19 protein-coding genes are annotated in these 25,798 nt (G+C 48.2%); 15 read left to right on the top strand and 4 right to left on the bottom strand.

Features of this window, described 5'->3' with window-relative positions; all coding sequences use genetic code 11:
* Window positions 1–5 precede the first annotated feature (5 nt).
* The 8 genes from B5X72_RS04195 to B5X72_RS04160 all read left to right on the top strand — a co-directional run bounded on the left by B5X72_RS04195 (window position 6) and on the right by B5X72_RS04160 (window position 12,879).
* Window positions 6–1,655, top strand: a complete 1,650-nt coding sequence (locus B5X72_RS04195; protein ID WP_079715590.1) for a SusD/RagB family nutrient-binding outer membrane lipoprotein — start codon at window positions 6–8, stop codon at window positions 1,653–1,655.
* A 49-nt stretch (window positions 1,656–1,704) separates the two neighbouring features.
* Window positions 1,705–2,334 carry a hypothetical protein gene (locus B5X72_RS04190; protein WP_079715589.1) on the top strand — a complete coding sequence of 210 codons (630 nt, stop codon included), beginning with the start codon at window positions 1,705–1,707 and terminating at the stop codon, window positions 2,332–2,334.
* A 41-nt stretch (window positions 2,335–2,375) separates the two neighbouring features.
* Window positions 2,376–5,132, top strand: a complete 2,757-nt coding sequence (locus B5X72_RS04185; protein WP_079715588.1) for a M14 family metallopeptidase — start codon at window positions 2,376–2,378, stop codon at window positions 5,130–5,132.
* Window positions 5,133–5,158: 26 nt separating this feature from the next.
* Complete coding sequence (locus B5X72_RS04180) at window positions 5,159–6,475, top strand: M20/M25/M40 family metallo-hydrolase (RefSeq protein WP_245826819.1); 1,317 nt, start codon at window positions 5,159–5,161, stop codon at window positions 6,473–6,475.
* 24 nt (window positions 6,476–6,499) lie between these two features.
* Window positions 6,500–9,250 (top strand): M14 family metallopeptidase, encoded by a 2,751-nt coding sequence (locus B5X72_RS04175; protein WP_079715586.1) that lies wholly within the window; start codon window positions 6,500–6,502, stop codon window positions 9,248–9,250.
* 217 nt (window positions 9,251–9,467) lie between these two features.
* A complete protein-coding gene (locus tag B5X72_RS04170) occupies window positions 9,468–10,016 on the top strand; it encodes an RNA polymerase sigma-70 factor (RefSeq protein ID WP_079715585.1) in 549 nt (182 codons plus the stop codon).
* A gap of 125 nt (window positions 10,017–10,141) precedes the next feature.
* Window positions 10,142–10,564, top strand: a complete 423-nt coding sequence (locus B5X72_RS04165; protein WP_079715584.1) for a Sec-independent protein translocase subunit TatA/TatB — start codon at window positions 10,142–10,144, stop codon at window positions 10,562–10,564.
* 56 nt (window positions 10,565–10,620) lie between these two features.
* The gene (locus tag B5X72_RS04160) at window positions 10,621–12,879 is read left to right on the top strand and encodes a Tex family protein (RefSeq protein WP_079715583.1); all 2,259 of its coding nucleotides are present in this window, start codon (window positions 10,621–10,623) and stop codon (window positions 12,877–12,879) included.
* Here B5X72_RS04160 and cysM read toward each other — a convergent pair.
* Both cysM and epsC read right to left on the bottom strand, forming a co-directional pair.
* The gene (gene cysM, locus B5X72_RS04155; RefSeq protein ID WP_079715582.1) at window positions 12,876–13,748 is read right to left on the bottom strand and encodes a cysteine synthase CysM; all 873 of its coding nucleotides are present in this window, start codon (window positions 13,746–13,748) and stop codon (window positions 12,876–12,878) included. The two genes, B5X72_RS04160 and cysM, sit on opposite strands and share 4 nt — an antisense overlap.
* Window positions 13,749–13,752: 4 nt before the next feature.
* The gene (epsC, locus tag B5X72_RS04150; RefSeq protein ID WP_079715581.1) at window positions 13,753–14,565 is read right to left on the bottom strand and encodes a serine O-acetyltransferase EpsC; all 813 of its coding nucleotides are present in this window, start codon (window positions 14,563–14,565) and stop codon (window positions 13,753–13,755) included.
* Window positions 14,566–14,755: 190 nt separating this feature from the next.
* Here epsC and fabG point away from each other — a divergent pair, with 190 nt between their 5' ends.
* Together fabG and B5X72_RS04140 are read left to right on the top strand one after the other, a co-directional pair.
* Complete coding sequence (gene fabG / locus B5X72_RS04145; RefSeq protein WP_079715580.1) at window positions 14,756–15,499, top strand: 3-oxoacyl-[acyl-carrier-protein] reductase; 744 nt, start codon at window positions 14,756–14,758, stop codon at window positions 15,497–15,499.
* 28 nt (window positions 15,500–15,527) lie between these two features.
* Window positions 15,528–16,526, top strand: coding sequence for a LuxE/PaaK family acyltransferase (locus tag B5X72_RS04140; RefSeq protein ID WP_245826818.1), 999 nt, complete (start codon window positions 15,528–15,530; stop codon window positions 16,524–16,526).
* An 89-nt stretch (window positions 16,527–16,615) separates the two neighbouring features.
* Here B5X72_RS04140 and B5X72_RS04135 read toward each other — a convergent pair whose 3' ends face one another.
* Window positions 16,616–16,954, bottom strand: a complete 339-nt coding sequence (locus B5X72_RS04135; protein WP_079715579.1) for a DUF3276 family protein — start codon at window positions 16,952–16,954, stop codon at window positions 16,616–16,618.
* Between the two features lie 285 nt (window positions 16,955–17,239).
* On the opposite strand from B5X72_RS04135, the gene B5X72_RS04130 reads away from it, so the two are divergent.
* The 5 genes from B5X72_RS04130 to B5X72_RS04110 all read left to right on the top strand — a co-directional run bounded on the left by B5X72_RS04130 (window position 17,240) and on the right by B5X72_RS04110 (window position 23,226).
* Window positions 17,240–18,112 (top strand): LiaF transmembrane domain-containing protein, encoded by an 873-nt coding sequence (locus B5X72_RS04130; protein ID WP_079715578.1) that lies wholly within the window; start codon window positions 17,240–17,242, stop codon window positions 18,110–18,112.
* 25 nt (window positions 18,113–18,137) lie between these two features.
* Complete coding sequence (locus B5X72_RS04125) at window positions 18,138–19,202, top strand: sensor histidine kinase (protein ID WP_079715577.1); 1,065 nt, start codon at window positions 18,138–18,140, stop codon at window positions 19,200–19,202.
* Window positions 19,199–19,942 (top strand): LytR/AlgR family response regulator transcription factor, encoded by a 744-nt coding sequence (locus tag B5X72_RS04120; RefSeq protein WP_079715576.1) that lies wholly within the window; start codon window positions 19,199–19,201, stop codon window positions 19,940–19,942. Before B5X72_RS04125 ends, B5X72_RS04120 begins: the two co-directional genes overlap by 4 nt.
* A gap of 36 nt (window positions 19,943–19,978) precedes the next feature.
* Window positions 19,979–21,418, top strand: coding sequence for a serine hydrolase domain-containing protein (locus B5X72_RS04115; protein ID WP_176146094.1), 1,440 nt, complete (start codon window positions 19,979–19,981; stop codon window positions 21,416–21,418).
* A gap of 95 nt (window positions 21,419–21,513) precedes the next feature.
* Window positions 21,514–23,226, top strand: coding sequence for a M14 family zinc carboxypeptidase (locus B5X72_RS04110; RefSeq protein WP_079715574.1), 1,713 nt, complete (start codon window positions 21,514–21,516; stop codon window positions 23,224–23,226).
* A 21-nt stretch (window positions 23,227–23,247) separates the two neighbouring features.
* On the opposite strand, the gene B5X72_RS04105 is transcribed toward B5X72_RS04110, so the two are convergent.
* Window positions 23,248–25,776: an ABC transporter permease gene (locus tag B5X72_RS04105; RefSeq protein WP_245826816.1), complete on the bottom strand. Its 2,529-nt coding sequence runs from the start codon at window positions 25,774–25,776 to the stop codon at window positions 23,248–23,250.
* Window positions 25,777–25,798: the final 22 nt, after the last annotated feature.

The following is a 25,798-nucleotide window of genomic DNA, read 5'->3' as shown; positions in this document are numbered from 1 at the left end:
AGAAAATGAAAAAAGCAAATCATTACTCCCATATCCTAAAAAATCTGCGCAGCTACTTGGGTCTTGCTCTGGTAGGTGTTTTTACCATTTCCTGCGAGAAATTCGTTGACATCAACGATGATCCCAATAATCCTACGGAACCTACATTGAACCTTTTGCTACCTGCGACGCAGCTTTCACTGGTTGGTCATTTCAGTGGTTCAAGCGCTACAGGTGGTTTGAACGGTGGGGCCACTACGGTCTCACAGCATGTGGCGTCAGGCAACCTAAACAGATGGAGCCAAACAGGCAACACATTTTCGACCCCCTGGGCAGGATTTTACACCGAGACAATCCCCGACCTTGAAACCATTATCAGCGTGGGCACCGAACAGGAAGAATGGGGCTATGTTGCTATTGCTAAACTCCAAAAGGCGTACTTATACAGCATAATGGTAGATGTGTGGGGTGACATCCCATATTCGCAGGCCGGCGGTGGTTATCCCAACCCAGCCTTCGAAAATGGCCAGAAAATATACGATAGTTTATTCGATTTGATTGATGAAGGGCTGTCCGATATCGGCAAGGGATTTTCGGTTACTTCGTCTGCCGATCTATTCTTCCAGGGTTCGGCCGAAAAATGGAGCCGGATGGGAAAATCCCTTAAGTTGAAATTGCTCAATCAAATCCGCCTTGTAGATGCGGTCCGTGCGGAGACGGGCATTAAAGCCTTGATTGCCGACGCTGACGGACTGATTGACGACAATCGTCACGATTTTACGTTTCAATATGGTACGACCGTTTCTCCCAACGCTCGCCATCCTTGGTTTGTCAGCTGGTACAATACCGGCCGGGGCGGCTATGTAAGTATGCCCCTCATCGACCGCCTTAAGGCACAGGACGACCCCCGGCTGCGCTATTACATTTTCCGGATGGACGAAAGACGTGGATTGGCCAATTCAACCAACGGCGAAGGCTATTATGGCCGTTATCCGGGAGACGGCACCGCATCACCTGCCGATTTGAATACCCGGGCGATTGTAGGCATCTATCCAGCGGGCGGCTTGTATGACAATGGTACGATCCCGTCACTTACTGAACAGCATGTCTACTTGAATAATGATGGCGCTGTGTCCGGCACGACCAACAACTCATTTAAGGTAGCGCTTTTTACGAACGGTGATGGTAACGGCGCCGGCATATTGCCGCTTATCACCAACTTCATGGTTAAGTTTATCCGCGCAGAGGCGGCGCTAACCTTGAATACCGGCGAAGATGCGAAGCAACTGCTGAAGGATGGCGTGGAAGCTCATCTTACATTAGTCAACGCTGTATCGGCCAGCAATGGAGGCCAGACAATACCGCCCGCCAACATTAACGGCTTCGTTTACCGCATCGGCGAGCAGTTCGATGCTGCCGATGCTGCTGGAAAAATGGAGTTGCTGATGATGCAGAAATGGATAGCCCTATATGGCAACGGTGTGGAGGCATACAACGATTACCGTCGCACAGGGTTACCCGAGTTAGCGGATCTGCTGGCCCCGCTGGATGAATATCCCATGCGCTTTTATTACTCAGAAACCGAACTGACGTCCAATGAGACGGTCATCGCGATTCGCGATGAGTTTCAGCGAAAACAACAATTCACACCAGTTTTTTGGGATGTGAACGATTAAATCAGTCATCAAATCAAATGAAATGAAAAAGAACCTTAATACGAATACAATGAGAAAGGCATTAATATACAGTTTGATCGCCGTAACGGCATGGGCGGCCAATTCTTGCAAAGATGTGGATTATGACTGGGAACAATTCAAAATTGCTGCCACGCCCAAGGTCACCATCAACATTGAAAAATCAGCGCTACCCACTTATCAGACCGCCAATGTCTCTTTTTTCAACATGGCCACCCCCGATTATGCCACCGCACAAGAGTTTGAGTGGACACTCGATTATTATGATGCCGACGGGCGTGTCCACGCACAGTCCATCGATGTTTACATCAGTTTCAATCGTCGGGAATCAAGCCCTCCCACCTATCCCATTACCCTATCGTTGGCTGGTGTGTGGCCCAATATCAGGCAGTTCCCGCTACCAAGCACCATAAGAAGTACGGATATGCTATATGAGACGGTTACCGAGTTTCCTAAGACCTTCAGTCACACACCTGCTGAGCTTGCAGAAATCGTCGGTATCGATTTAGATACAGTTGAACCAAACGATTACTTTTTGTTTAAGTTTGCAATCACCATGACCGATGGCACCCGTTTGGTTCAATTTCAAGATAACGCATGTGATGAGTCGAGAGGTGAGCCCTGTGATTGCCGTACGGGGGTTCGTTTTAAGAATCTGTAATGGATGTGTAACTAACTAACTTTATTATAATTCAAAAATCGATGCTTAGACGTATAACTGTTTCATTATTGGTCTTCATCCTGGCAGGGATGCAAGTCCTCGCGCAGCACATTCCTTCACCAAAGGAACACTTTGGTTTTGCTATTGGTGACGACTACATGCTGGCCAATTACACACAATCGGAGGCTTATTTTAAAAAGATAGCGGCTTTATCCAATCGGGTAAAGATGGAATTTACCGGAAAAACGTCCGAAGGACGGGACATGCATTTAATTATCATATCCTCGCCGGATAATCTGGCCAAAATAGACACCTACAAAGAAATTTCCCGGAAGCTCGCGCGTGCGGAAATGACAGAAGCAGAAGCCAAAGAACTGTCTTTGGCAGGAAAACCAGTTGTATGGATTGATGGGGGACTGCACTCAACCGAAGTGGTCGCCACACACCAATTGTTTGAGACATTCTATCAGCTGGTCAGCCGCAATGATCCGGAAAACTTACGAATCCTTGACGAAGTCGTGATTTTGCTTTTTCATTGCAACCCTGATGGGCAGGAACTGGTATCCAATTGGTACATGCAGCAGCAGGACCCACTCAAGCGAAATAAAAACACGCCGGTACTTTATCACAAATATGTCGGCCATGACAATAACCGGGATTTTTATATGAACAACCTGATCGAGACCACCATTATCTCGCGCTTGCAGTATATCGATTGGAATCCACAGATTATCTATAACCATCACCAATCAGCACCGGCTGGCGCTGTAGTCGCCGGCCCTCCTTACCGTGATCCATTTAATTACGTATTGGATCCGTTATTGATGACCGGCATTGACGGGGTCGCTTCTGCAATGATCAATCGGCTCAATCTCGAAAAAAAGCCAGGTTATACGCGGTTAAGCGGTTCTGTGTTTTCTACTTGGTGGAATGGTGGATTGCGTACCACACCGTACTACCACAACAGCATCGGCATACTCACCGAAATTATCGGCGATCCGACACCTTCGAGTGTACCATTGATAACCGAACGGCTTATTCCGAATAACGGCACCCCTAATCCGGTGACGCCACAAGCATGGAATTTCAAGCGATCGATTGACTATTCCGTATCGCTGAATTATGCCATTCTCGATTACGCCAGCCGTTTTGGCGATGAATTGCTCTTCAATATGTATGCCATGGGACGCAATTCCATCGAACGCGGCAACTCCGATTACTGGCCGCTTAAGCCGAGCTATGTCGCTAAAATAGAGAGCACTTATAAAGCCGATAAAGCTGCCAACAAAGTCCAAACGGAGGAGCTTGAGCAATCCGCCCGTTATGCCTCGCGGGATAACATCCCAGCATCGTACTTTGATAAGGTATTCAGTGACCCCGAATTGCGCGATCCGCGGGGATACATCATACCCGCCAATCAAGCTGATTTTCCAAGTGCGGTGCAATTCGTAAACGCGTTAATCAAATCGGGTATATTGATCCATAAAGCTACCTCGGACTTTACAGTAGCAGGTAAATCTTATCCGGCAGGTTCTTATGTTGTAAAAACTGCCCAAGCATTCCGGCCGCATGTACTCGACATGTTCGAACCCCAGGATCATCCCAATGACTTTGCATATCCGGGTGGTCCCCCCATACGCCCTTACGACGCTGCGGGATGGACATTAGCCTACCAGTTCGGCATCGACTTTGACCGCATTCAGGACGCATTTGATGGACCATTTGAAGCCATCCCCTACGGACAAATACAAACGCCGCCCGCGCAGACTGTTGCAAAATCATCAGCGGGCTTCCTGCTGAGCTCGGAAGTCAACAACGCTTTTGTTGCGGTAAACAACCTGTTGGCTGCCGGTATCAATGTATCACGCATCCAGGAAACGTATAACGGCGCTCCAGCGGGCTCGTTTTATGTGCCCGCTAACGGGTTGCCCATTCTTCAAAAAGCAGCAGACACCTTGGGCATTAAGCCCATCCCTGTCGACAGAAAGCCCGGCAACTTAACAGCAATAAAACCTCGTCGAATCGCATTATTCGACAATTATGGCGGTTCAATGCCATCCGGTTGGGTTCGGTGGATGCTTGAGCAATACCACTTCGATAACTTTTCATTGATTTTCCCGCAAGAAATAGATAATGGCGGCTTAATCGACAAGTATGATATTATCTTATTTATCGGAGGTGGCATCCCGCCGGTTTCGGCAAGTGGCGGTGCAGGAATGCGAGGCGGACGCGGCCCCAACCTGGAAGATATTCCTGAAAAGTACCACCATATGGTTGGTAACATCACCGTAGACAAGTCAATCCCGCAGCTCAGAGCGTTTGTCGAAGCCGGAGGCACATTGTTTACCGTGGGCAGCAGCACCGCGTTGGCCTATCATTTGGGGCTACCGGTCAAGAATGCGCTGGTTGAAGTAGATGACGATGGCCGTGAAAGGCCGCTTCGCGGCGAACAGTATTATGCGCCCGGCAGTATCCACCAAGTTTTTGCGGACACAACGGATCCGGCAGGTTGGGGCATGCCTGAAATCGTCAATGTCATGTCCAGCAACAGCCCAGTATTCAGGCTGGATCAGGACGCCAAAAACCAAGGCATCAAGCCGTTAGCTTGGTACGGCGACAGCAACCCATTGCTCAGCGGCTGGATATGGGGAGCAGACTACCTGAAAAACGGCATCACGGCATTCACCGCTTCCGTAGGTAAGGGCACGTTTTATGCCTTTGGGCCGGAAATCACCTTCCGTGCGCAGCCGCACGGCACCTTTAAATGGTTGTTCAATCAGTTATACGCCACCAAATAACGATGCTTTACCTGTTGAAAAGTAATTTGTTAACGCGTGCAATCGGGGGCTACTTGGTTACCCTGATTGCATGCGGTTGCCAATCGCCTCCGAAGGATGCATCTTCCGCAGCGGCAGCAACGCAAGTGTCCGCAACTTACATCGACGAAGTAAAAACATTGGCAGTCCACGCTACCGTCAGGGAAACGTTTGACTGGATTACTACGTTGCATGATGAAACGACCCAAAATCACATTCTCCTTACCGAAATTCCGGCACCCCCGTTTAAGGAAGCCGATCGGGCAAACCAGTTTAAGGCCATGCTCGAACTAGCCGGAGCTGATTCCGTATGGATGGACAGCATCGGCAACGTCCTCGCACTCCGGAAAGGCTCCGAGCGAAAAAAAACCACCGTCATTGAAGCACATATGGATACGGTATTCCCTGAAGGGACCGATGTCACGGTAAAACACAGGGGGGATACGCTTTATGCGCCCGGCATTGGCGACGACACCAGAGGGTTGGCCATATTACTCACTTTGTTGAAAAGCATGAATGGTGCCGGCCTCCGTACACAGGGGGATGTGTTGTTTGTAGGTACGGTAGGGGAAGAAGGGGAAGGCGACCTAAGGGGCGTCAAATACTTGTTTGAAAAAGGACCAAAAATCGATAGCTATTTGGCGGTAGACGGTAGCGACATCGGCCAGATTACCAATCAAGGGATTGGATCACATCGTTATCGCATTACATTTCAAGGTCCTGGCGGTCATTCTTATGGCGCTTATGGCATTGTCAACCCCCATGTTGCCATGGCTAAGGCGATGGCCCAATGGGATGAAGCGGCACGCAAACTCATTGACAAGGGAGGTGCTAAGACCACTTTCAGCGTAAGCGTCGCAGGTGGCGGCACGTCCGTCAACAGCATACCTTATGAGTCGTGGGTTATTGTAGATATGCGATCGGAAAGTCAGGAAAAACTGGCAGAAATTGATAGGCTACTGCATGATGCCGTGGCGGGAAGCGTTGCCGAAGTGAATAAAACGAAGAAGAAAGGGAACGATCTTGCGGTAACCATCGAACTAATAGGCGATAGGCCGACAGGCACAGCTGCACCCGAATCCCCCTTGGTACAACGGGCCATGGCCACGGCTAAGTATTTAGGAAAAGAGCCCTCATTGTCGGCTGCATCGACGAACGCCAACACACCCCTCTCGTTGGGCGTCCCTGCGGTAACTATCGGGCGTGGTGGCAAAGGCGGCGGGGGTCACTCACTCAACGAATGGTGGCTTGATGAAAATGGAGACGAAGCCATTCAATATGCCTTGCTTCTTTTATTGGCGGAAGCCGGTATAAGTGCTAATTAATACAAAACTCAATATAAGCAAAACATGAAAAGAATCAAAAACTACACTTCTTTATGGTTGCTATGCCTATGGCAAGCGGTAGCGCTTGCCCAGTCCATACCAACACCTCAATCGCATTTCGGCTTCGCTATGGGGGATGATTATAGCTTAACAAATTACACGCAAACAGAAGCCTATTTTAAAAAATTAGCGGAATCCGATCGGGTCCGGCTGGTGGACATCGGCAAAACCGAAGAAGGCCGTCCCCAATACATGCTTATCATTACGTCGCCGGCGAATATGAAAAAGTTGGATGAATATAAATCAATCTCAACGAAACTGGCTTATGCTGAGGGATTAACCGACGACGACGCCAAAACCCTGGCTTCCACAGGCAAGGCCATCGTGTGGATTGACGGAGGCCTGCACTCCACGGAAATGGTGGGTACACACCAATTGATCGAAATGGCTTACCAACTCACCAGCAAGACCGACGAGGAAACGCTCCGCATATTGGATGATGTCATTGTCCTGCTAACACACGCCAACCCGGATGGGCACGAGCTGGTTGGCAATTGGTACATGCGAAACAACGACGTAACCAAGCGCGCCATGAACATCCCCGTACTGTACCATAAATACATCGGCCACGACAATAATCGCGATTTCTATATGGTAAATATGAAGGAATCGGAAAACATGAATAGGCAGCTCTTCCTGGAATGGATGCCACAAATTATGTATAACCATCATCAATCGGCTCCCGCGGGTGCCGTGGTCGCCGGCCCTCCGTATACGGACCCATTTAACTATAACATCGACCCCTTGCTAATGACCGGCATTGATGCTGTCGGTGCCAGCATGATCAATCGGCTTAACGTGGAGGACAAACCTGGCTTTACTCGTATGAAAGGCTCCCCTTTCAGCACATGGTACAACGGTGGGCTACGCACCACCACTTATTTCCATAACATTATTGGCCTGCTGACCGAAATCATTGGAAATCCAACTCCCATGGAAGTGCCTTTGGTCCCCGAACGGCTTGTGCCCAATAACAATACGCCGAATCCGGTCACTCCGCAAAAATGGCTTTTCAAACAATCCATCGACTATTCCATTTCGTTGAATTACGCCATTTTGGACTATGCGGCCCGTCATCGTGAACAGGTGCTTTATAACATCTATAAGATGGGCAAAAATTCCATTGAAAAAGGAAGCAAAGATTATTGGCAGCTGACGCCCAGAAATATCGATCAAATCCAGGCAAATTATGACGCAGATAAAGCCCGCGGGGCGACCACCGAAACCGCCGAATCCCTTGGCGGACGCATGCCAAGTAGCCGACTGCCCACTTCATATTATGAAAGTGTCTTTGGCAATCCAGAAAAACGGGACGCCCGCGCATATATACTTCCGGCTGACCAGAAAGATTTTCCCACGGCAGTAAAATTCATCAACACGTTGATAAAAAACGGTATCTTCATTCACAAAGCAACTGCTGATTTTACCCTGAATGGCAAAAAGTATCAAAAAGGCTCTTACATCGTCAAAACAGATCAGGCATTCCGCCCCCATATCATCGACATGTTTGAACCGCAAGATTACCCTAACGATTTTGCCTATCCGGGAGGCCCTCCGACCCGTCCATATGATGTTGCCGGCTGGACATTGGCTTACCAAATGGGTGTCACCTTCGATCGCGTCCTCGACGGGGTGGATGGCCCATTTGAACGGCTCCCACATGGTGTATTGGAAGTACCTCCCGCAAAAGCTGTTCCCACTTCGAGCAGGGGATTTTTTATCAGTGCAAACGTAAACAATGCATTTATCGTGGTCAATGACTTGCTAAAAGCGGGTATCGATGTACACCGCATCCAGCAAGCAACGGATGGCATGCCTGCTGGTTCTTTCTACGTATCTGCCAAAGGCGCCGATCTACTTAAGCAAGCCGCCACCGAATTGGGAATAGAGGCTGTTCCAGTCTCCCGGACACCAACCAACACGGTGCAAATCAAGCCCGCACGTATAGCACTTTTTGACAACTACGGAGGCTCCATGCCTTCAGGTTGGGTGCGATGGATGCTCGAGCAATATCATTTCGAATTCAGCCTTATTTTCCCTCAAGAAATAGACCGCGGCAATCTCAAAGACAAGTACGACGTCATTCTATTTATTGAGGGTGGAATCCCGCCGTTTGGCCGTGGTGAAACGGGAGGCCGCGGATTCGGCGGACGAGGCCCAGACCCTGCCGACTTACCGGAGGAATATCGCCACATGGTAGGCAGCTTGACGGCAGATAAATCTATCCCGCAACTGAAAGCGTTCCTTGAGGCTGGAGGCTCCATTCTTACAACAGGAAGCAGTACTGCCCTCGCCTACCACTTGGGGCTTCCTGTCAAAAACGCGTTGGTTGAGACTGTCGACGGCAAGGAACAACCTATCCCCGGCGAACGATTCTATATACCGGGGAGTGTGCTGCGGGTAAAGGTTAATCCTGAGATTGACGCCGCTTGGGGAATGTCGGAAGACACCGACGTGATTTTCAACAGCAGCCCAGTCTTCGGTTTGAAGCCCCAAGCGAGCTTACAGGGCATCCAAGCGCTGGCCTGGTTTGCCACGGACAAGCCCTTACGGAGTGGCTGGGCCTGGGGGCAAAATTACCTTGAAGACGGCATTGCAGCCTTTAAGGCGCCTGTGGGCAAAGGCTACCTCTATGCCTATGGCCCTCAGATTACCTATCGGGCGCAGCCGCATGGCACATTCAAGCTCTTATTCAACGCGTTATATCAAAAGTAATTTTAGGGTGTTAGGCCGTAAGTTTTCCTGTCTGCAATGTAGGCAGGAAAACTTACATTGACCAGTAGTTATCCCCGAATAAAGCAACATTAATTTAGTACAAATTTTGTGTAATCAAACCGGTATTCATATATTTGTATATCGCTAGCCAACAGTACACCAAATATTAAATTGCTATTTTTTTATAGAATGTAAATGGCAAATTAATGGTTACAAAATGAGCGTTCATTTCAATGAAAGAGTTGTGCTGGAGGAGTTAAAGGCGGGAAGCGAGCAAGCTTTTGAAAAAATCTACTTCCAATTTTGGGAATCACTATTCAACCATACCTATCAACGGGTCAAAAACGAAGATGAGGCCAAAGAATTAATTCAGGATTTGTTTACGGATTTGTGGCATAAGCGGCATAGCCTTGATATCCGCACCTCCCTAAACGCCTACCTGCATGCTGCAATTCGCTACAAGTTATTTAAGCATACGAAACTGAAAATTGCCCATGAAAATTATGCCAGTAACTACAAGCACGTTAATTCGGCAAATTCAACAGGCGATAGGTTGGATTTTAATGAGCTAAACCAAGCTTTTGAACGTGCGCTCGCCTCGCTGCCTTTGCAACCTCGCCGGGTATTCGAGTTGAAATATTATCAGGGCATGAGTTACCTGGAAATCGCCAATTCTCTGCATATATCGATAAGCACCGTCGAAAAACACATGATAAAAGCCCTCAAACGCATCCGGAAGCAGATAAAACGATTTTCGGCCTGCTGACCATGAGTTGTCCCGGGGAGCTGCGCTCCTTTGCGTTGGATGGTCAGTCGATTCAATTTTTCTATACAATCCATGGATATCACAAAATTTAGCCCTACCTTAGCGCTTATAAAAAAGGTATTGTTATGTTGAGTATAATATTCGCCTTCCTGAACATTGGAACAAGTGAAATGATGCTTATCGTGTTTGTGGCATTGTTGGTGTTCGGAGGCAAAAAACTACCTGAATTGGCGAGGGGCTTGGGCAGGGGCATACGCGAGTTTAAGGATGCCTCAGAAAGCATTAAACGTGACATCAGCGATCAAATTAATAATTTCGAGAAAGATTTGGAGGTGAAGGACGTAATAGTAGAAGATGAACCCAAAAAATTAAACGAAAATAATCCATCTGCCCCGGCGGGCACTTACCAACACAATCCTGGGCGCGAACCAGACTACTATGGCAGTCAGGGTCCGTACTATGGCGACGCCTATCAAACATCGGATAATGCTGCTTCAACCCCGGAAAGTGGGCCAGTGGAAGAGAGCGGAGAGAAAACGCACAAATAGGTGGGATCGATCGCGTATCAAGCCCCTTAGCCTCCCCAGATAATCAGTACGCTTAAATGACACACGAAATACGCATTTCTAAGGAGCTTGCTTTGTCCGAACGCCAAGTAAGCACCACAATAGCCCTTCTCGACGAAGGTGCAACCATTCCCTTCATTTCCCGCTACCGCAAAGAACTAACGGGGAGCCTCGATGAAGTACAAATCACCGGTATCCGGGACAGGCTTCAGCAATTGCGAGACCTGGACAAACGCAGGGAGGTCATCTTAAAGTCCTTAACAGACCAAGGTAAATTGACGCCGGACCTTGAAGCCCAGCTTTTCGCGGCTGAAACAATGGCCAATTTGGAAGATATTTACCTTCCGTACAAACCGAAACGGAAAACGCGGGCAAGTGTAGCCCGCGAGAAAGGCCTTGAACCGCTTGCGCAGCTCATTCTTGCCCAGGATGGTACAGATATTAATCAGGCGGCACAAGCTTTGGTAACATCCAATAGCGGAATAAAGGATGCGGAAGAGGCGCTTGCCGGGGCACGTGACATTATCGCCGAGGTCATCGCCGAAGACGCGTCCATCAGAGCGAAAACCCGACAGATTTTTCTTGAAAAAGGGCAATTTGTCTCTCGGGTAGTGCCCGGCAAAGAAGAAGCCGCGATTAAATACAAGGATTACTATGAATGGGCCGAGCCATTGAAAACAGCTCCTTCGCACCGCATCCTTGCGATGCGCCGCGGGGAAAAAGAAGAAATGCTCTACCTCGACATTGAAATCTCCGAAAACGAGGTATTACCTATTTTAGATAATGCATATATAAAAGGTTCTGGACCTGCCAGTGCGCAGGTACGTATGGCCATGCTCGATGGGTATAAACGGTTGCTAAAGCCTTCCATGGAAACCGAAGTGCGCATGCTTACCCGTCAACAGGCGGACGAGGAGGCTATACGCGTTTTTGCTGAAAACGCGCGGCAATTATTGCTTGCTGCACCACTGGGCCAACGACGGGTAATGGCCATTGACCCGGGGTTCCGTACGGGATGTAAAACGGTGTGCCTTGATGAACAGGGCGCATTACTGGAAAACACAGCCATATTTCCGCATAATGGCGCTGCGAAAGCAGACGAAGCGGCTAAAACCCTTCGCTACTTGATTGAAAAACATCGTATACAAGCCATCGCTATCGGCAACGGGACGGCTGGCCGCGAAACCGAAGAATTTGTACGCCGATTGTCGCTACCCGAAGTCGCTGTGGTGATGGTCAATGAAAGCGGTGCCTCTATTTATTCGGCATCCGAGGTGGCGCGCGAGGAATTCCCCGACCACGACGTCACAGTCCGTGGCGCAGTATCCATCGGCCGCAGACTGATGGATCCCCTGGCAGAGCTCGTCAAAATTGACCCTAAGTCTATTGGTGTAGGGCAATATCAGCACGATGTGGATCAAGCTAAGCTGCAAGCCGCGCTGGATGATACGGTGATCAGCTGCGTCAACGCAGTGGGCGTTGAGTTAAATACGGCTTCCAAACAAATCTTATCATATATCTCGGGTTTAGGGCCTTCATTGGCCCAGCAAATTGTCAACTACCGTAACATGCATGGTGCTTTCAAAAACAGGGAGTCACTGAAAGGTGTACCGCGTTTAGGGGAGAAAGCGTTTGAGCAAGCCGCCGGTTTTCTCCGGATTCGGAACGCCGAGAACCCGCTGGATGCCAGCGCGGTTCATCCAGAGCGCTATGCTCTCGTTGAACGGATGGCAACTGATCTCGGCTGTCGCGTGGCAGACTTACTCCGCGATGAAAAGCTCCGCAAACAAATTGACTTAAAAAAGTATGTGAGTGACAGCGTTGGAATGCCCACACTTCACGATATTTTGGCCGAACTGGCTAAGCCAGGGCGCGACCCGCGGGAGCAGTTCGAGCAATTCTCCTTTACGGAAGGGGTCAATAGCATTGCCGACCTCCGTATCGGAATGCGTTTGCCTGGCATCGTCACGAACATCACGAATTTCGGCGCTTTTGTAGATATCGGCGTGCACCAAGATGGCCTTGTACACCTCAGCCAGCTAGCCAACCGTTACATAAAAGATCCCAATGAAGTGGTCAAAGTACAGCAAAAAGTGATGGTAACGGTAACTGAAATCGATGAAAAACGTAATCGAATCAGTCTTTCGATGAAAACGGAAGCCGAGAAAAAATCCGGAAGTCCGAAAAATCAGAAGTCCGGGGGCCAGTACCCGCGCAAGCCGAGTCGCCATCTGCAGCGGAAAGAGGAAGATATGGCCGCGAAGCTTGTCGCCCTAAAAAGTAAATTCGGCTCTTAGCCGAATAAATCACTCGACAAATAGCGATCGCCCCGGTCACACGCGATGAATACGATAAGTCCTTCATCCAATTCTTGCGCTAACCGGGCAGCGCACGCCATGGCCCCTCCAGTGCTCATACCAACAAACAAGCCCTCTACCTTGGCCAGTTGCCTGGCCATTTCGGTTGCCTCGGCCTGCGAAACATCCATTACACGGTCCACCCGTTGCGGATCATAGATCTTGGGCAGGTATTCAGTAGGCCACCTGCGGATGCCGGGGATAGCGGAGTCTTCCGTCGGCTGACAGCCCACAATCTGTACCGTAGCATCGCGCTCTTTCAAAAACATTGAATTGCCCATGATGCTGCCCGTGGTGCCCATAGCGCTGACGAAATGGGTAATTTGCCCTTGCGTATCCCGCCATATCTCCGGCCCTGTTGTTTTGTAATGAGCAAGGTAATTATCCGGATTGGCAAATTGATTTAGAATAAAATAATTCGCTTGCTGACCTTTATCTTCCGCATAATCCCTGCAAATCTCAATCGAATCCAACAACGTCACTTTGGCACCGAATGCTTCCATGGTGAGCGTACGTTCTCTGGTGGAATTTGATGGCATAACCAACTCGATATCCAAACCGTAAATGCGGGCGATCATGGCCAAAGCGATACCGGTATTGCCACTGGTCGCTTCAATTAACTGCATACCGGGTTTGATATCGCCACGTTCGATCGCACTGCGAATCATATGGAGTGCTGCCCTGTCTTTTACACTCCCCCCAGGGTTATTGCCCTCAAGCTTAGCATATAGCTTAACGTCGGGATTGGGGTTAAGTTTGCTGATTTCCACCAGCGGCGTATTGCCTACACAATCGATTAACGTCCGCATAAAGTCAATGTGTTGTTTTGGAATCCACAATTTTCACCGTGGGCTGATGGTATACCGTGGAATAAGGGGGTATACTGGACGTCAGCCATACATTACCTCCGATGATGCTATCGTGACCGATAACTGTATCGCCGCCTAAAATCGTTGCCCCGGCATAAATAATCACCCGATCTTCGATAGTCGGGTGCCGCTTGGTATTCGCCAGGAGTTTTTCCACGCTCATTGCACCCAGCGTGACCCCCTGATAAATCTTTACCTTGTCTCCAATCACCGCTGTTTCGCCAATGACAACGCCGGTGCCGTGATCTATGCAGAAATACTCACCTATCACTGCCGCCGGATGGATATCAATACCGGTCTGTGAGTGCGCATATTCTGTAAGTATCCGAGGAAGCAGCGGCACCGATAAATTCATCAGTGTGTGCGCAACACGATACAGCGCAATGGCCAGAAAGCCCGGATAGGTACGAATCACTTCAAACTCACTGACCGCGGCCGGATCGCCTTCGTAGATCGCTGAAGCATCGGAATACATCACACGGTATAATTCGGGGATCGCACTGTAAAACTGTTGTACCACCAACCCGTTGTTGCAGTCCTGACATGCTTTTGTTCGGTTCAATATGGCGATCAATGTGCGCTCTGACTGCGCAAACTGCTCGCGGATTTGTGCAATAGTCCGGTCGGGATGTGTCTGTCGTTCGGGGAAAAGCAAATCAAGCAAGCTCAATGCCCATGCGGCAATCGCACCGTTTGGCGGCACGTCGGCTATATCCTGCTGTTTATGATAAAGTTGTTTAAAAAACTCGTCATTCATCGTTTGTTGTTGTTATACAACTAAGGAAACAAATTATTTGGACGCTGGCAACAATTTCGTTTAATTATTACAATAATTTTAATTTCGGCAGTACCGCAGAATCCGACAGTTTTTGTTGGACACATTCGCGAATACCATGCATTTTACCTATGTTTGCACCCAATCTTAGACAGGTATACAACAGCAAAATATGAAGTTACTTGAAGGAAAAACCGCTTTGGTTACCGGCGCCTCCAAAGGAATTGGTCGGAAGATAGCCGAAAAATTTGCCGAACATGGGGCAAACGTGGCATTCACTTACCTATCTTCTGTCGAAAAAGGGGAAGCACTGGAAAGGGAGTTGCAAACAAATGGCACTAATATAAAAGGCTATCGTTCTGACGCTTCGAAATTTGAGGAGGCGGATAAACTTATCAACGATATTGTTGCTGATTTTGGCACGATTGACATCGTCGTCAACAATGCAGGCATTACAAAAGACGGCCTCCTGCTACGGATGACCGAAGAGCAATGGGATGATGTACTCGACGTCAACCTGAAATCGGTATTCAACGTCACGAAGGCTGCTTCAAGGATTATGATGAAAAACCGGAAGGGCGTATTTATCAACATGAGCTCGGTGGTAGGTGTGCAGGGCAACGCTGGACAAGCCAATTACGCGGCTTCCAAAGCAGGCATTATCGGTTTTTCCAAATCGGTGGCCAAAGAGCTGGGGTCACGGAATATCCGTACGAACGTCATCGCCCCCGGATTCATCCGCACGGAAATGACCGATGTATTGGACCCAAAAGTTGTGGAAGGCTGGGAACAAAATATTCCGCTGAAACGTGCCGGGGAGACCGAGGATGTGGCCAACGCCTGCTTATTCCTCGCCTCTGATCTGGCTTCCTATATCAACGGACAGGTGCTTTCTGTGTGCGGCGGGATGCTATAGGTGCGTGTAAAACGCTACCTTTGCTGCGATGAATACAGCAATGGTGATTCCGTCCGCATATGATATTTTTTCCATACGACATGCTCAAGCTTTTGAGGAAGCTTGCCTGCGTGTCTTCGCTTTCCAAGCACGGCACTGCGCCGTATATCGCGCGTACTTATCGCTGATCAAACGGGACCCCGAAACGATACGCCGTGTAGAAGATATCCCGTTCCTGCCTATTGAGCTTTTCAAGCACCATAAAATCATGTCGGTGGATCAGGAACCGCAAATTGTCTTTAGCAGTTCGGGGACTACCGGCAGTGTGCAAAGCAAACACTATGTAGCCGATGTATCGATTTATGAACGGAGTTTCCGGCAGGCGTTTGCCCAACACTATGGCAACCCCAAGGATCTAACCATCTTAGCGCTCTTACCGGCATATTCCGAGCGGGAAGGTTCTTCACTCATCTATATGGTGGACGCGCTTATCCGAGAAAGCGATCACCCGTTGAGTGGATATTTTCTTTATAACCACAATGAGTTGCATGACGTTTTGCATGAATTGAAAGCCAAAGGCACAAAAACGCTGCTCATCGGTGTCACCTATGCGCTATTGGATTTTACAGAAACACATGCCATCGATTTTCCCGAACTAACGGTCATGGAAACCGGTGGGATGAAAGGCAGACGGCATGAAATGATTCGTGAGGAAGTACACGAGCGGCTGCGTGCGGGGTTTAATGTACCGCTTATCCACTCGGAATACGGCATGACCGAACTTTTGTCTCAAGCCTATTCGACCGGGCAGGGCTTATTCCGGTGCCCGCCTTGGATGAAGGTCGTTATCAAGGATACCAATGACCCTTTCTATACACTTCCTTCGGGACAGACCGGTGCAATAAACGTTATCGACCTGGCCAATGTATATTCCTGTTCATTCATTGCTACAAAAGATTTAGGGAAAGTGCAGCCCGGTGATCGCTTTGAAGTGTTGGGACGTTTTGATAACAGTGACATCCGGGGTTGCAACCTGCTGTTATTGTAAGTCCAACACTCCACTATTTACAACAAAAAAGCCCTGCACATTGATGCAAGGCCACTTATATTAGATTACTATCTTCTTGGCTATTCCAATTAAAACGAATAATCATCTTTAGATTCCGCATCTTCAGCTACCCCTACCCCATTATTTTCAAACCCAGGCTCATAACGTTTTTCCACTACTTCCTGATGGGCTTTGATGTAATCAACCACTTCATTCAAACCTTCAGCAAATTTCTCAAAGTCCTCTTTATATAAGAAAATCTTATGTTTGATAAACACGCCGTCCTCAAACCGCTTCTTGCTTTCTGTGACGGTGATGTAGTAATCATTTGAACGGGTCGCCTTTACGTCGAAAAAATAAGTCCGCTTACCAGCCCTTACCTTTTTTGAAAAAACCTCTTCACGCTCTTTGTTGTCAAAATCTCCCATTGTTAAGCTTTTAATTTTTATTCTCAGAATCGGGATAAATATAAAAGAATTTAGTCGATTAAAACAAATGTTTGCCGGATTTTGTAAAAAATATTTTTCATTGTCTCTTATTAAACACACTTCGCGGCAAAAGATGGCAGCGTTAACCGAAATAAAACGGCCGTTCACCGAAAAAAAGCCTGCTACCGCCTAATCGCTATTGCATAAGGCGTTTATTCAATATACCTTTGGAATATCATATACAGCAGCGTACAGAACAATAAATTAAGATTTTAATAACATATCATGAATAAGCAGCAGTATCCGACACGTAACAATGCCAATTCTGGAAGAATGTGGGCGGGGATTATAATCTTGGGCATCGGTGCGGCGTTACTTGCCGGAAAATTGGGGCTCGACTGGATCTTTCCGCCGTGGCTATTTAATTGGCACAACCTGTGGCCCGTCATGTTCATTGCCGTGGGCCTGATCATCGGAGGCAACTCGAATTTCAGAAATCCAGCGTCGCTGTTCTTCATTTGCTTCGGCGTCTTTTTTATCCTGAAACGGGCATTTGATTTTAATATTGGCCCGTTTATTTGGCCTATGATCATCATTGGCATCGGTTTATGGCTGTTGGCTGGAAGGGGCAGGTCTGGCACCCCCACACGCGGACCTAGCGGAGGCCATAAATGTTATAGCAGGAACCCGCAACGCCATGAAGAGCCTTACGATTGGAATAAACGAGTGGTAGACGAGACCGACAGCCCTGCATCAGACGGGCCTACTGCGTTTAGCGAAACCGAGACATCGGGCATCGACCAAGGTCCATTGTCCAGTGAAGACTACCTCAAGTCGACAACGATTTTCAGCGAAGTCAAAAAGATCGTGATCTCCAAGCGCTTCCAGGGTGGCGAGATGGTCAATATCTTCGGTGGAACAGATCTTAATCTGATTCAAGCGGACATACAGCATCCCATTGCCATCGATGTTTTCCAGATATTTGCGGGTACCAAAATCATTGTACCTGCCCATTGGAAAATACAGTCCGAAGTGGTATCGGTTTTCGGTGAAGTGGATGACAGGCGGTTTACACAGGGCATCCCTCCCGATGATCAAAAGGTTGTTTATATTAGAGGTACCTCGATATTTGGAGGAATTACTATTAAAAACATCTAACCAAAGCGCAGGACCACAATAACGCATGCCAACAAATACGAACGTAGTGAGTGCCACACCATATACTGCCTCCAAACAACGACTAATCAATATCAGTTGTTTTATTATCTGGGTAGCTTATGCACTTATACAAACCGCATTGCTATGGTGGTTTGAGGTCGATTTCAATCTGGCATTGAATGACAGCCTCATAAGCGCGACCGTCCTTACGTTATGCTGCTATGCCATTGCGAGTGCGTTGAATCATTATTCCCCCAGAAGGAAAGGATATTTTTATATTGTTGTGTGGGGTTTGGTGTTAGCAGGCATTAGCATATCCGCAGACCGATGGATCTTACAATATGTCCTGAACGACAAAACATACCTGGATCGCCTTGATGTATCTCTCCCACTGCGTTTTTTCATCAATGCGTTGCTCATTGCGTGGATAGCCGTCATCAACATTCTGTGGAATATTCAACAGGAATATAAAGAAAATGAACAACGTAAAGCCGATGCCGAACGGCTCGCGCGCGAGGCCGAACTATACAATCTTCGCCAACAGCTTCAGCCTCATTTTTTATTTAACAGCCTGAATTCCATCATTGCGCTTATCGGCCGCAAACCGGACGAAGCCCGGAATATGACTTTTCAATTGTCAGATTTCCTCCGGGGCACACTACGAAAGGATGACCAGCAACTTATCGCTTTAAAAGACGAACTTGAACACCTGCAGCTCTATCTGGAAATCGAGAAAGTACGCTTCGGCCACCGGTTGGAGACACAGGTCGATTACGACGAAGAGTGCCTGAACATGACCTTGCCTGCCATGATCATGCAACCACTCGTGGAAAACGCTATTAAATACGGGTTGTATGACACGACGGATAAGGTAACGATCAGTATCGCCTGCACATGCAGCGACCACTTACTGGAAATTCAGATCGAAAATCCATATGATAGCCAAAGCAACAAAATCAAAAGGGGAACAGGCTTTGGCCTCCGGGGAGTGCAACGCCGCCTATATTTGCTATTTGGCCGTACAGATTTGTTGGAAACTAAAGCGACAACACATATCTTTACCAGCATAATCAAGATTCCTCAGCTATGATTAAGGCGGTATTGGTAGACGATGAACCTTTGGCTCGAAGTATGGTGGCGGAGTACCTCGAAGGCTACTCTCAAGTGGACATTGTGGCAGAATGTAATGATGGATTTGAAGGGGCCAAGGCGATTATGCAGCACCAGCCCGACATTGTTTTTCTGGATATTCAGATGCCTAAAATCAATGGGTTCGAAATGCTTGAAATCATCGACAAACCGCCCGCTGTTATCTTTACAACGGCTTTTGACGAATATGCAATCCGGGCTTTTGAACAACATGCCGTGGACTATCTTTTAAAGCCCATCACCAAGGCAAGGTTTGATCAGGCCATGGCTAAATTCCTTGATACGAGGCAAATGGAGACCGGAAAGGAAAATACGCGGAAATTATTGGATAACGCAGCACATACGCCCGGAAAATTAGAACGACTAGTTATAAAGACGGGTGCTAAAATCAAAATTGTCCCGGTAACCAGCGTGTTATACTTAGAGGCGGATGATGACTACGTAAGGATACATACGGATGATGGTACATTCTTGAAGAATAAAACAATGGCTGCGTTCGAAGCGCAATTGGATCCACTTCAGTTCGTCCGCGTCCACCGTTCTTTCATTGTCAAAATAGACCATATCATCCGCTTAGAGCCCCATGAAAAGGACGGCCATATCGCCATACTCACTAACGGAAAAAACGTCAGTGTGAGTAAAGCCGGTTATGCACGCCTAAAACAATTATTAGGAATGTAGTTTGGTTTCACGTAATTTTGCTGAATGTTTGGAACCATGAATAGCATAGTCTGCGCCTTATTCACATTACTATTATCCGTATTTTCAGCCATTGCCCAAGACGAAGACGCCCAACGCATCAACCAGGCTGTTTTCAATAAAATAGAATATCACTTCAACCTACAGGAAACCGATTCTATCTACGCGCTGGCCGGTCCAAAATTTAAGCAATCATTCTCGCTGCAAGCCTTCCAAACGGTGATGACCCAACAGCTCTATAGCCTTGGACAGATTCAATCAGCCGAATTAAAAAGCTATGAAAAAGGCGTAGGCGTCTATAAACTGAATTTCCTCAGTACCCCCTTACAAGTTGTTTTGGGACTTGATAGCCTTCACCGGATTGAAACATTGCTTTTCCAACCCTATGCCGGTGATCCGGTGGCAGAAAAACCCGAACCTGCCTCCCCCAGCAATGCCGTGGCCGCAAAATTTGACCGATATGTAGATTCTGTTGCCTTAAGTTATAGCCGCAAAGGCCATACCCATGCGCTCGCCATCGGTATCTTCAACGCCGGCAAGACCAGCAGCTTCTACTATGGCGAAACGGAAAAAGGCAACAAACAACTTCCGGATGAAAACACCCTCTTTGAAATTGGCTCAATAACCAAAACATTTACAGCTACATTGCTCGCTTACCTGGATCAAACGCAGCAGCTGAGCATCGATGATACCATTACCAAATACTTGCCAGACTCCGTAGCATCAAACCCTGATCTTCAACGGATTACACTCAAACAATTAGCTAATCATACCTCTGGCCTGCCACGCCTGCCCAGCAATATCAACGCTACTGCGGCTGCACATCCGTTGGATCCGTATCGCGGCTATTCCAAGGAACATCTGTATGCTTATTTAAAGTCTTATCAAGCGGATACGCCTCCTGACTCTGTCTATCTGTACAGCAACTTGGGCTTTGGCTTATTAGGCGACATACTTGCAACGAGCTATGGGAAGCCATACGATGAGATGGTACAAGCGATTATTTGCCAACCATTGGGACTGAAAAACACCACTGAACACCCTAACCCGGAAAGCCAATATGTGGCAAAGGTATACAACCAAAAGGGCGAAGAAACACCATTATGGACGTTCGATGCCTTTACGGCTCATGGTTCACTGAAGTCCACCACGGCAGATTTGCTCAATTACGCCAAAGCTCACTTTAAGCTACCCGAAAGTGATCTGGAACATGCCTTGGCACGCACTCGGCAGTTTACGTACTTCAACCCTCCGGATACCGACATCGGTCTTGCATGGCATATGAACCTCATCGGCGACGAGCTTGTCTATTGGCACAACGGCGGCACGTCCGGTAGTAATAGCTACATGGCATTTACCCCCGACAAAAGAATAGCGATAGTTGTACTTTCCAATACCGCAGAATCCGTAGATACCATCGGCGTAGCAATTTTGAATTTTATCCTGGCCATGCAATAACCGAACTCAAGTTCGTCTATTTTTGTATCTATTCCGTTGCATCATCCCTCTTGTAGGTAGAATTGATATTTTTGCTGTGAAAGAGCATACACACCATGAAACGGTTTCTTTTTATTGCATTAATCGGCTTCGGACCATGTGTTGTGGCCCAACAGACAGCCTTCGAACGCGACAGCAACACGACGGCCACTTATAACGAAGTGATAGCCTTCTATCAATCTCTTGACACAAAATACCAGACTTGCACGCTGCTTACCTGCGGCCTAACGGATTCAGGTAAGCCACTGCATTTATTTGTTATCTCCAAAGACGAACAATTCGACCCCCAAAAACTTCATCAACAAGACAAAACCATTATCCTCATCAACAACGGCATCCATCCGGGCGAACCGGAGGGAATCGACGCCTCAATGATGCTGGCCAGGGACTTGCTGGCACAAAATAGTCTTCCCGCCAATGCGGTATTGTGCATCATTCCGGTTTATAATATTGCCGGAATGCTCAACCGCGGTACATCACGCGCCAACCAAAATGGGCCGGAATCTTATGGCTTCCGTGGCAACGCTCGTAATTATGACCTCAATCGAGATTTCCTAAAGACCGATTCGCGCAACGCTCGTTCCTTTCAGGAAATCTTCCACGTGTGGCAACCGGATGTCTTCATGGACACGCACACAAGCAACGGCGCTGACTATCAATACGTCATGACACTCATCGACACACAGGTTGATAAACTGCATCCCGCAATACAACATACGGCGTCGGCGTTCACGGCCGAATTATATAAACGTATGGAAATAAGCAACTTCGGCATGGTTCCTTACGTCAACTTTCGTGGGCGAACACCCGAATCGGGATTGGTATCGTTCTTTGAAAGCCCACGCTACTCTACGGGATATGCTGCCCTACACCATACATTCGGCTACATGCCTGAGACTCATATGTGGAAACCTTATGCCCAACGCGTATGGTCTACCTACACGCTATTGAATCATTTTATTACCTTAGCTGATGAACGGGCTACTGAAATCCATGCCCAGCGAAAGCGGGCCCGTGAACAGTCCAAGACCCAACAACAATTCGTACTTACCTGGGAGCTCGACACCGCGCAATACGAGCACATCCTGTTTAATGGATACGAATCCAATGAAAAGCCAAGCGATGTAAGCGGCTTTCCGCGCCAATACTACGACCGCAAGAAGCCATTTACAAAAGAAATCCCCTACTATAACCGCTATAAGCCGGGGATAACAGTGGAAAAGCCATATGCATACGTCATCCCGCAAGGATGGCAGGATGTGGCGGACCTCCTGACATTGAATGGCATACAGGTAAACCGATTGGAGAAAGACACCTCACTTATGCTTCAACTTTATTACATTGAAGATTACCAAACGGCCCGTACCCCCTATGAAGGACATTATCCCCATAGCAATGTCAAACTGCGCACGGATAACCAGCTCATCCCGTGTTACCAGGGCGATTACCTCGTCATTACAGACCAACCAGGCAACCGGTATATCATCGAAGCACTGGAGCCACAGGCGACAGATTCTTACTTCAATTGGAACTTCTTCGACAGTATTCTTAGTCAAAAAGAACATTTTTCGGCGTATATCTTCGAAGATGAAGCCTTCCGGATGTTAAATGAAGATGCCGAACTGAGGCGTCAGTTTAATGCCGCAAAAGCTGCAGACGAACAATTGCGCAACGATGGCCGGGCGCAATTGGAATGGATTTATAAGCGATCGCCATATTACGAGAAAACCCACCTTCGGTACCCGGTAGGAAGACTGCTGGAACGGTAAACCGCCATTTTTGTAAGCTACTTACACCTCCTTTCGCAGGATCTCCAATGGCGGACGTAAGGTAATGGCTCTGCTATTGACCAGACCGACGAACACCGTAAGGACGGTAACAGTAAGCATGAGCAGCAATATCGTAATGATGTCGGGCGCAAATGGCACTTCAAAACTGAAAACGGCAAGCGCCCAACTCGCTCCCAAGGCAAGGAATACACCCGTGAGTGACGCAATCATGCCCAAAAAGAAATACTCAAGACCAGTGATGATCAGTATTTGCCGTTTGGACGCGCCCATCGTACGCAGCAGCACACTTTCCTTAATCCGTTGGTATTTACTTATCATCACCGATGCAATCAGTACCACAAAACCGGTAAGAATGCTGAATCCGCCCATGAAACGGATAACAAAGCCAATCTTTTCTAATATTTCGTCCAACACCGACAAAATCAGCCCCAGGTCGATGATGGAAACGTTCGGAAATTGGCGTACCATCGCCTGTTGCATCCTTGCCGATTCCACTTCATTTGGCACCCGAGTCATGAGCACATGAAATTGCGGAGCATTGTCAATCACACCTACCGGAAATATCAATCTGAAATTGGTCTGTACGCGGTTCCAGTCGACCTCCCGGAAACTTCCAACAATAGCTGGTATACGGACGCCTTGCACATTGAATAGCAGTTTATCACCGATATTCACACGGATACGGCGGGCGTAATCTTCCTCCAACGATACGCGGGCTGTATCGCCCGGAGCGGCCGTGCCCGCCCATTCGCCTGCTGTGATTTTTTCCGAATCACTCAACACTGCACGGTAGGTTGCCCTAAGTTCGCCCCCCAAGGCCCTACGCGACACCTGAATGGTGCTGTCCTTGCGGGCATCGTCGGCCGTAATGCCGTTGATTGCCTCCAGCTGAACCGTCACGATGGGCACTTCATCCAATACCGGCAATCCCTGCGCGCTCACCAATTGTGCCACCTCCGCCTTCTGCGAAGACTGGATATCAAACAGCACCATGTTTGGCTGATTTTCGCTTGCCGATAGCGCTACACGACTAATGAGCATGCCCTGCACCAAAATCAACATTGCGATAAATGCAGTACCCAGCCCGATCGCCACCACGAGAATGGCGGTTTGATTATTTGGCCGAAATAGATTAGAAAGCCCTTGTCGCCATAAATATCCCCATGACGCAGGAAAAAACCGTTTAACCAGCCATATTAGCAAACGGGCCACCATATACAACATCGTAAAAGCCAAGGCGACACCACCGGTGAATAGCAAAGTCTGCGCCATCCCATCGAGCTGCAGGTAAGCATAGACAACGATAAACAACGCGATTAGACCGTAGACAAACCAGCTCCACCGGTCCTTAAGCGGACTGGGTGCATCCAGCGATAGCCGTAGTGTATTCAATGGTGCGATGTTGCGAATACCTATCAGCGGCAACAGTGCAAACAACACGGATATCCACACGCCCAGACCAACACCCTGTGCAATCGCCCCCCATGAAACATCATTGCTAATATCCACCGGCACGAAATCCTTGAATATGGAGGGCAGGAGCTGTTGAATGAGCGTGCCCAGCAACGCACCTATCAGCGAACCGATAATACCCACCCCAAGCACCTGCACAAGATAAATCAGGAAAGCTTGCCGCGCACTCGCACCAAGGCAACGTAATATCGCAATACTATTTAACTTTTCCTTGATGTAAATGTGTATCGCGCCGGCAACGCCAATGCATCCCAGTAAAAGTGCGACGAAGCCGACCAAAGACAAAAATTTGTTCAAGTCCGAAAATGAGCGACCCGTCTCCTCTTTACGTGACGCGATGGTATCATATCCCATGCGATGCGTTTCCAAAAGCGAATCGCGGTTCGCCACAATGGCATCAGCATCCATCCCATTTTTCAAATGGAAATAATAATCGTAATTTATCCGACTTCCTTTCTGGTTAAGTCCGGTAGCCGGCAAATATTTCAATGGGATGAATACGGCCGGGGCTACCGTCGCGGATATTCCGCTTTGTCCAGGCGCCTGTTCTAACTGGCCCGCGATTTCGAAGGTCAGCGCACCTATTTTAACCGAATCTCCCACCTTAGTATCGAATTGCAGCATCAATGTCTTGTCAACCAAAGCCTGCCTAAAATTTCGGAAACTGGTTCCAGCAGTTTCTGGTATTGTTTCCAACTGCCCATAATAAGGGAAACCTTCGCTCAAAGCCCGTACTTGTACCAATCGGGTGCCGCCATTACTTGTAAACAGCACCATAGATGCAAAGCTTTGTTCCTCTGAAAAACCTTGACTCAATCCACGGATCGAATCAATAAGCTGCCGTGCTTCCCCTGTCAATTCGCGGTTGCTGTGCAATACCAGGTCCGCCCCTACCAATGTAGCGGCCTGATTGTCGATATCACGTTGGAGGTTATGGCCAAACGAATATATGGCTACAAGCGCAGCTATTCCAATAATGATGGATGAAATGAAGAGCAACAACCGCGAACGGCTCCTACGGCTGTCACGCCACGCCATGCGGATAATCCAGTCCATCGCAATCTTGTTTTGTAATGGC

The organism is Parapedobacter luteus (assembly GCF_900168055.1).
Lineage (GTDB): Bacteria > Bacteroidota > Bacteroidia > Sphingobacteriales > Sphingobacteriaceae > Parapedobacter > Parapedobacter luteus.
Note: the sequence above shows the minus strand (reverse complement) of the source record. Positions and strands in the feature narration are given on the sequence as shown.

What these genes read in the sequence shown, in the direction of transcription:
- B5X72_RS04105 (WP_245826816.1), bottom strand. Translation starts at nt 25,776, where the DNA reads ATGGACTGGATTATCCGCATGGCGTGGCGTGACAGCCGTAGGAGCCGT.
- B5X72_RS04170 (WP_079715585.1), top strand. Translation starts at nt 9,468, where the DNA reads ATGAGCGTTCATTTCAATGAAAGAGTTGTGCTGGAGGAGTTAAAGGCG.
- B5X72_RS04115 (WP_176146094.1), top strand. Translation starts at nt 19,979, where the DNA reads ATGAATAGCATAGTCTGCGCCTTATTCACATTACTATTATCCGTATTT.
- B5X72_RS04135 (WP_079715579.1), bottom strand. Translation starts at nt 16,954, where the DNA reads ATGGGAGATTTTGACAACAAAGAGCGTGAAGAGGTTTTTTCAAAAAAG.
- B5X72_RS04160 (WP_079715583.1), top strand. Translation starts at nt 10,621, where the DNA reads ATGACACACGAAATACGCATTTCTAAGGAGCTTGCTTTGTCCGAACGC.
- B5X72_RS04140 (WP_245826818.1), top strand. Translation starts at nt 15,528, where the DNA reads ATGAATACAGCAATGGTGATTCCGTCCGCATATGATATTTTTTCCATA.
- B5X72_RS04185 (WP_079715588.1), top strand. Translation starts at nt 2,376, where the DNA reads ATGCTTAGACGTATAACTGTTTCATTATTGGTCTTCATCCTGGCAGGG.
- B5X72_RS04130 (WP_079715578.1), top strand. Translation starts at nt 17,240, where the DNA reads ATGAATAAGCAGCAGTATCCGACACGTAACAATGCCAATTCTGGAAGA.
- B5X72_RS04195 (WP_079715590.1), top strand. Translation starts at nt 6, where the DNA reads ATGAAAAAAGCAAATCATTACTCCCATATCCTAAAAAATCTGCGCAGC.
- B5X72_RS04120 (WP_079715576.1), top strand. Translation starts at nt 19,199, where the DNA reads ATGATTAAGGCGGTATTGGTAGACGATGAACCTTTGGCTCGAAGTATG.
- B5X72_RS04175 (WP_079715586.1), top strand. Translation starts at nt 6,500, where the DNA reads ATGAAAAGAATCAAAAACTACACTTCTTTATGGTTGCTATGCCTATGG.
- B5X72_RS04165 (WP_079715584.1), top strand. Translation starts at nt 10,142, where the DNA reads ATGTTGAGTATAATATTCGCCTTCCTGAACATTGGAACAAGTGAAATG.
- cysM (WP_079715582.1), bottom strand. Translation starts at nt 13,748, where the DNA reads ATGCGGACGTTAATCGATTGTGTAGGCAATACGCCGCTGGTGGAAATC.
- B5X72_RS04110 (WP_079715574.1), top strand. Translation starts at nt 21,514, where the DNA reads ATGAAACGGTTTCTTTTTATTGCATTAATCGGCTTCGGACCATGTGTT.
- fabG (WP_079715580.1), top strand. Translation starts at nt 14,756, where the DNA reads ATGAAGTTACTTGAAGGAAAAACCGCTTTGGTTACCGGCGCCTCCAAA.
- B5X72_RS04125 (WP_079715577.1), top strand. Translation starts at nt 18,138, where the DNA reads ATGCCAACAAATACGAACGTAGTGAGTGCCACACCATATACTGCCTCC.
- B5X72_RS04190 (WP_079715589.1), top strand. Translation starts at nt 1,705, where the DNA reads ATGAGAAAGGCATTAATATACAGTTTGATCGCCGTAACGGCATGGGCG.
- epsC (WP_079715581.1), bottom strand. Translation starts at nt 14,565, where the DNA reads ATGAATGACGAGTTTTTTAAACAACTTTATCATAAACAGCAGGATATA.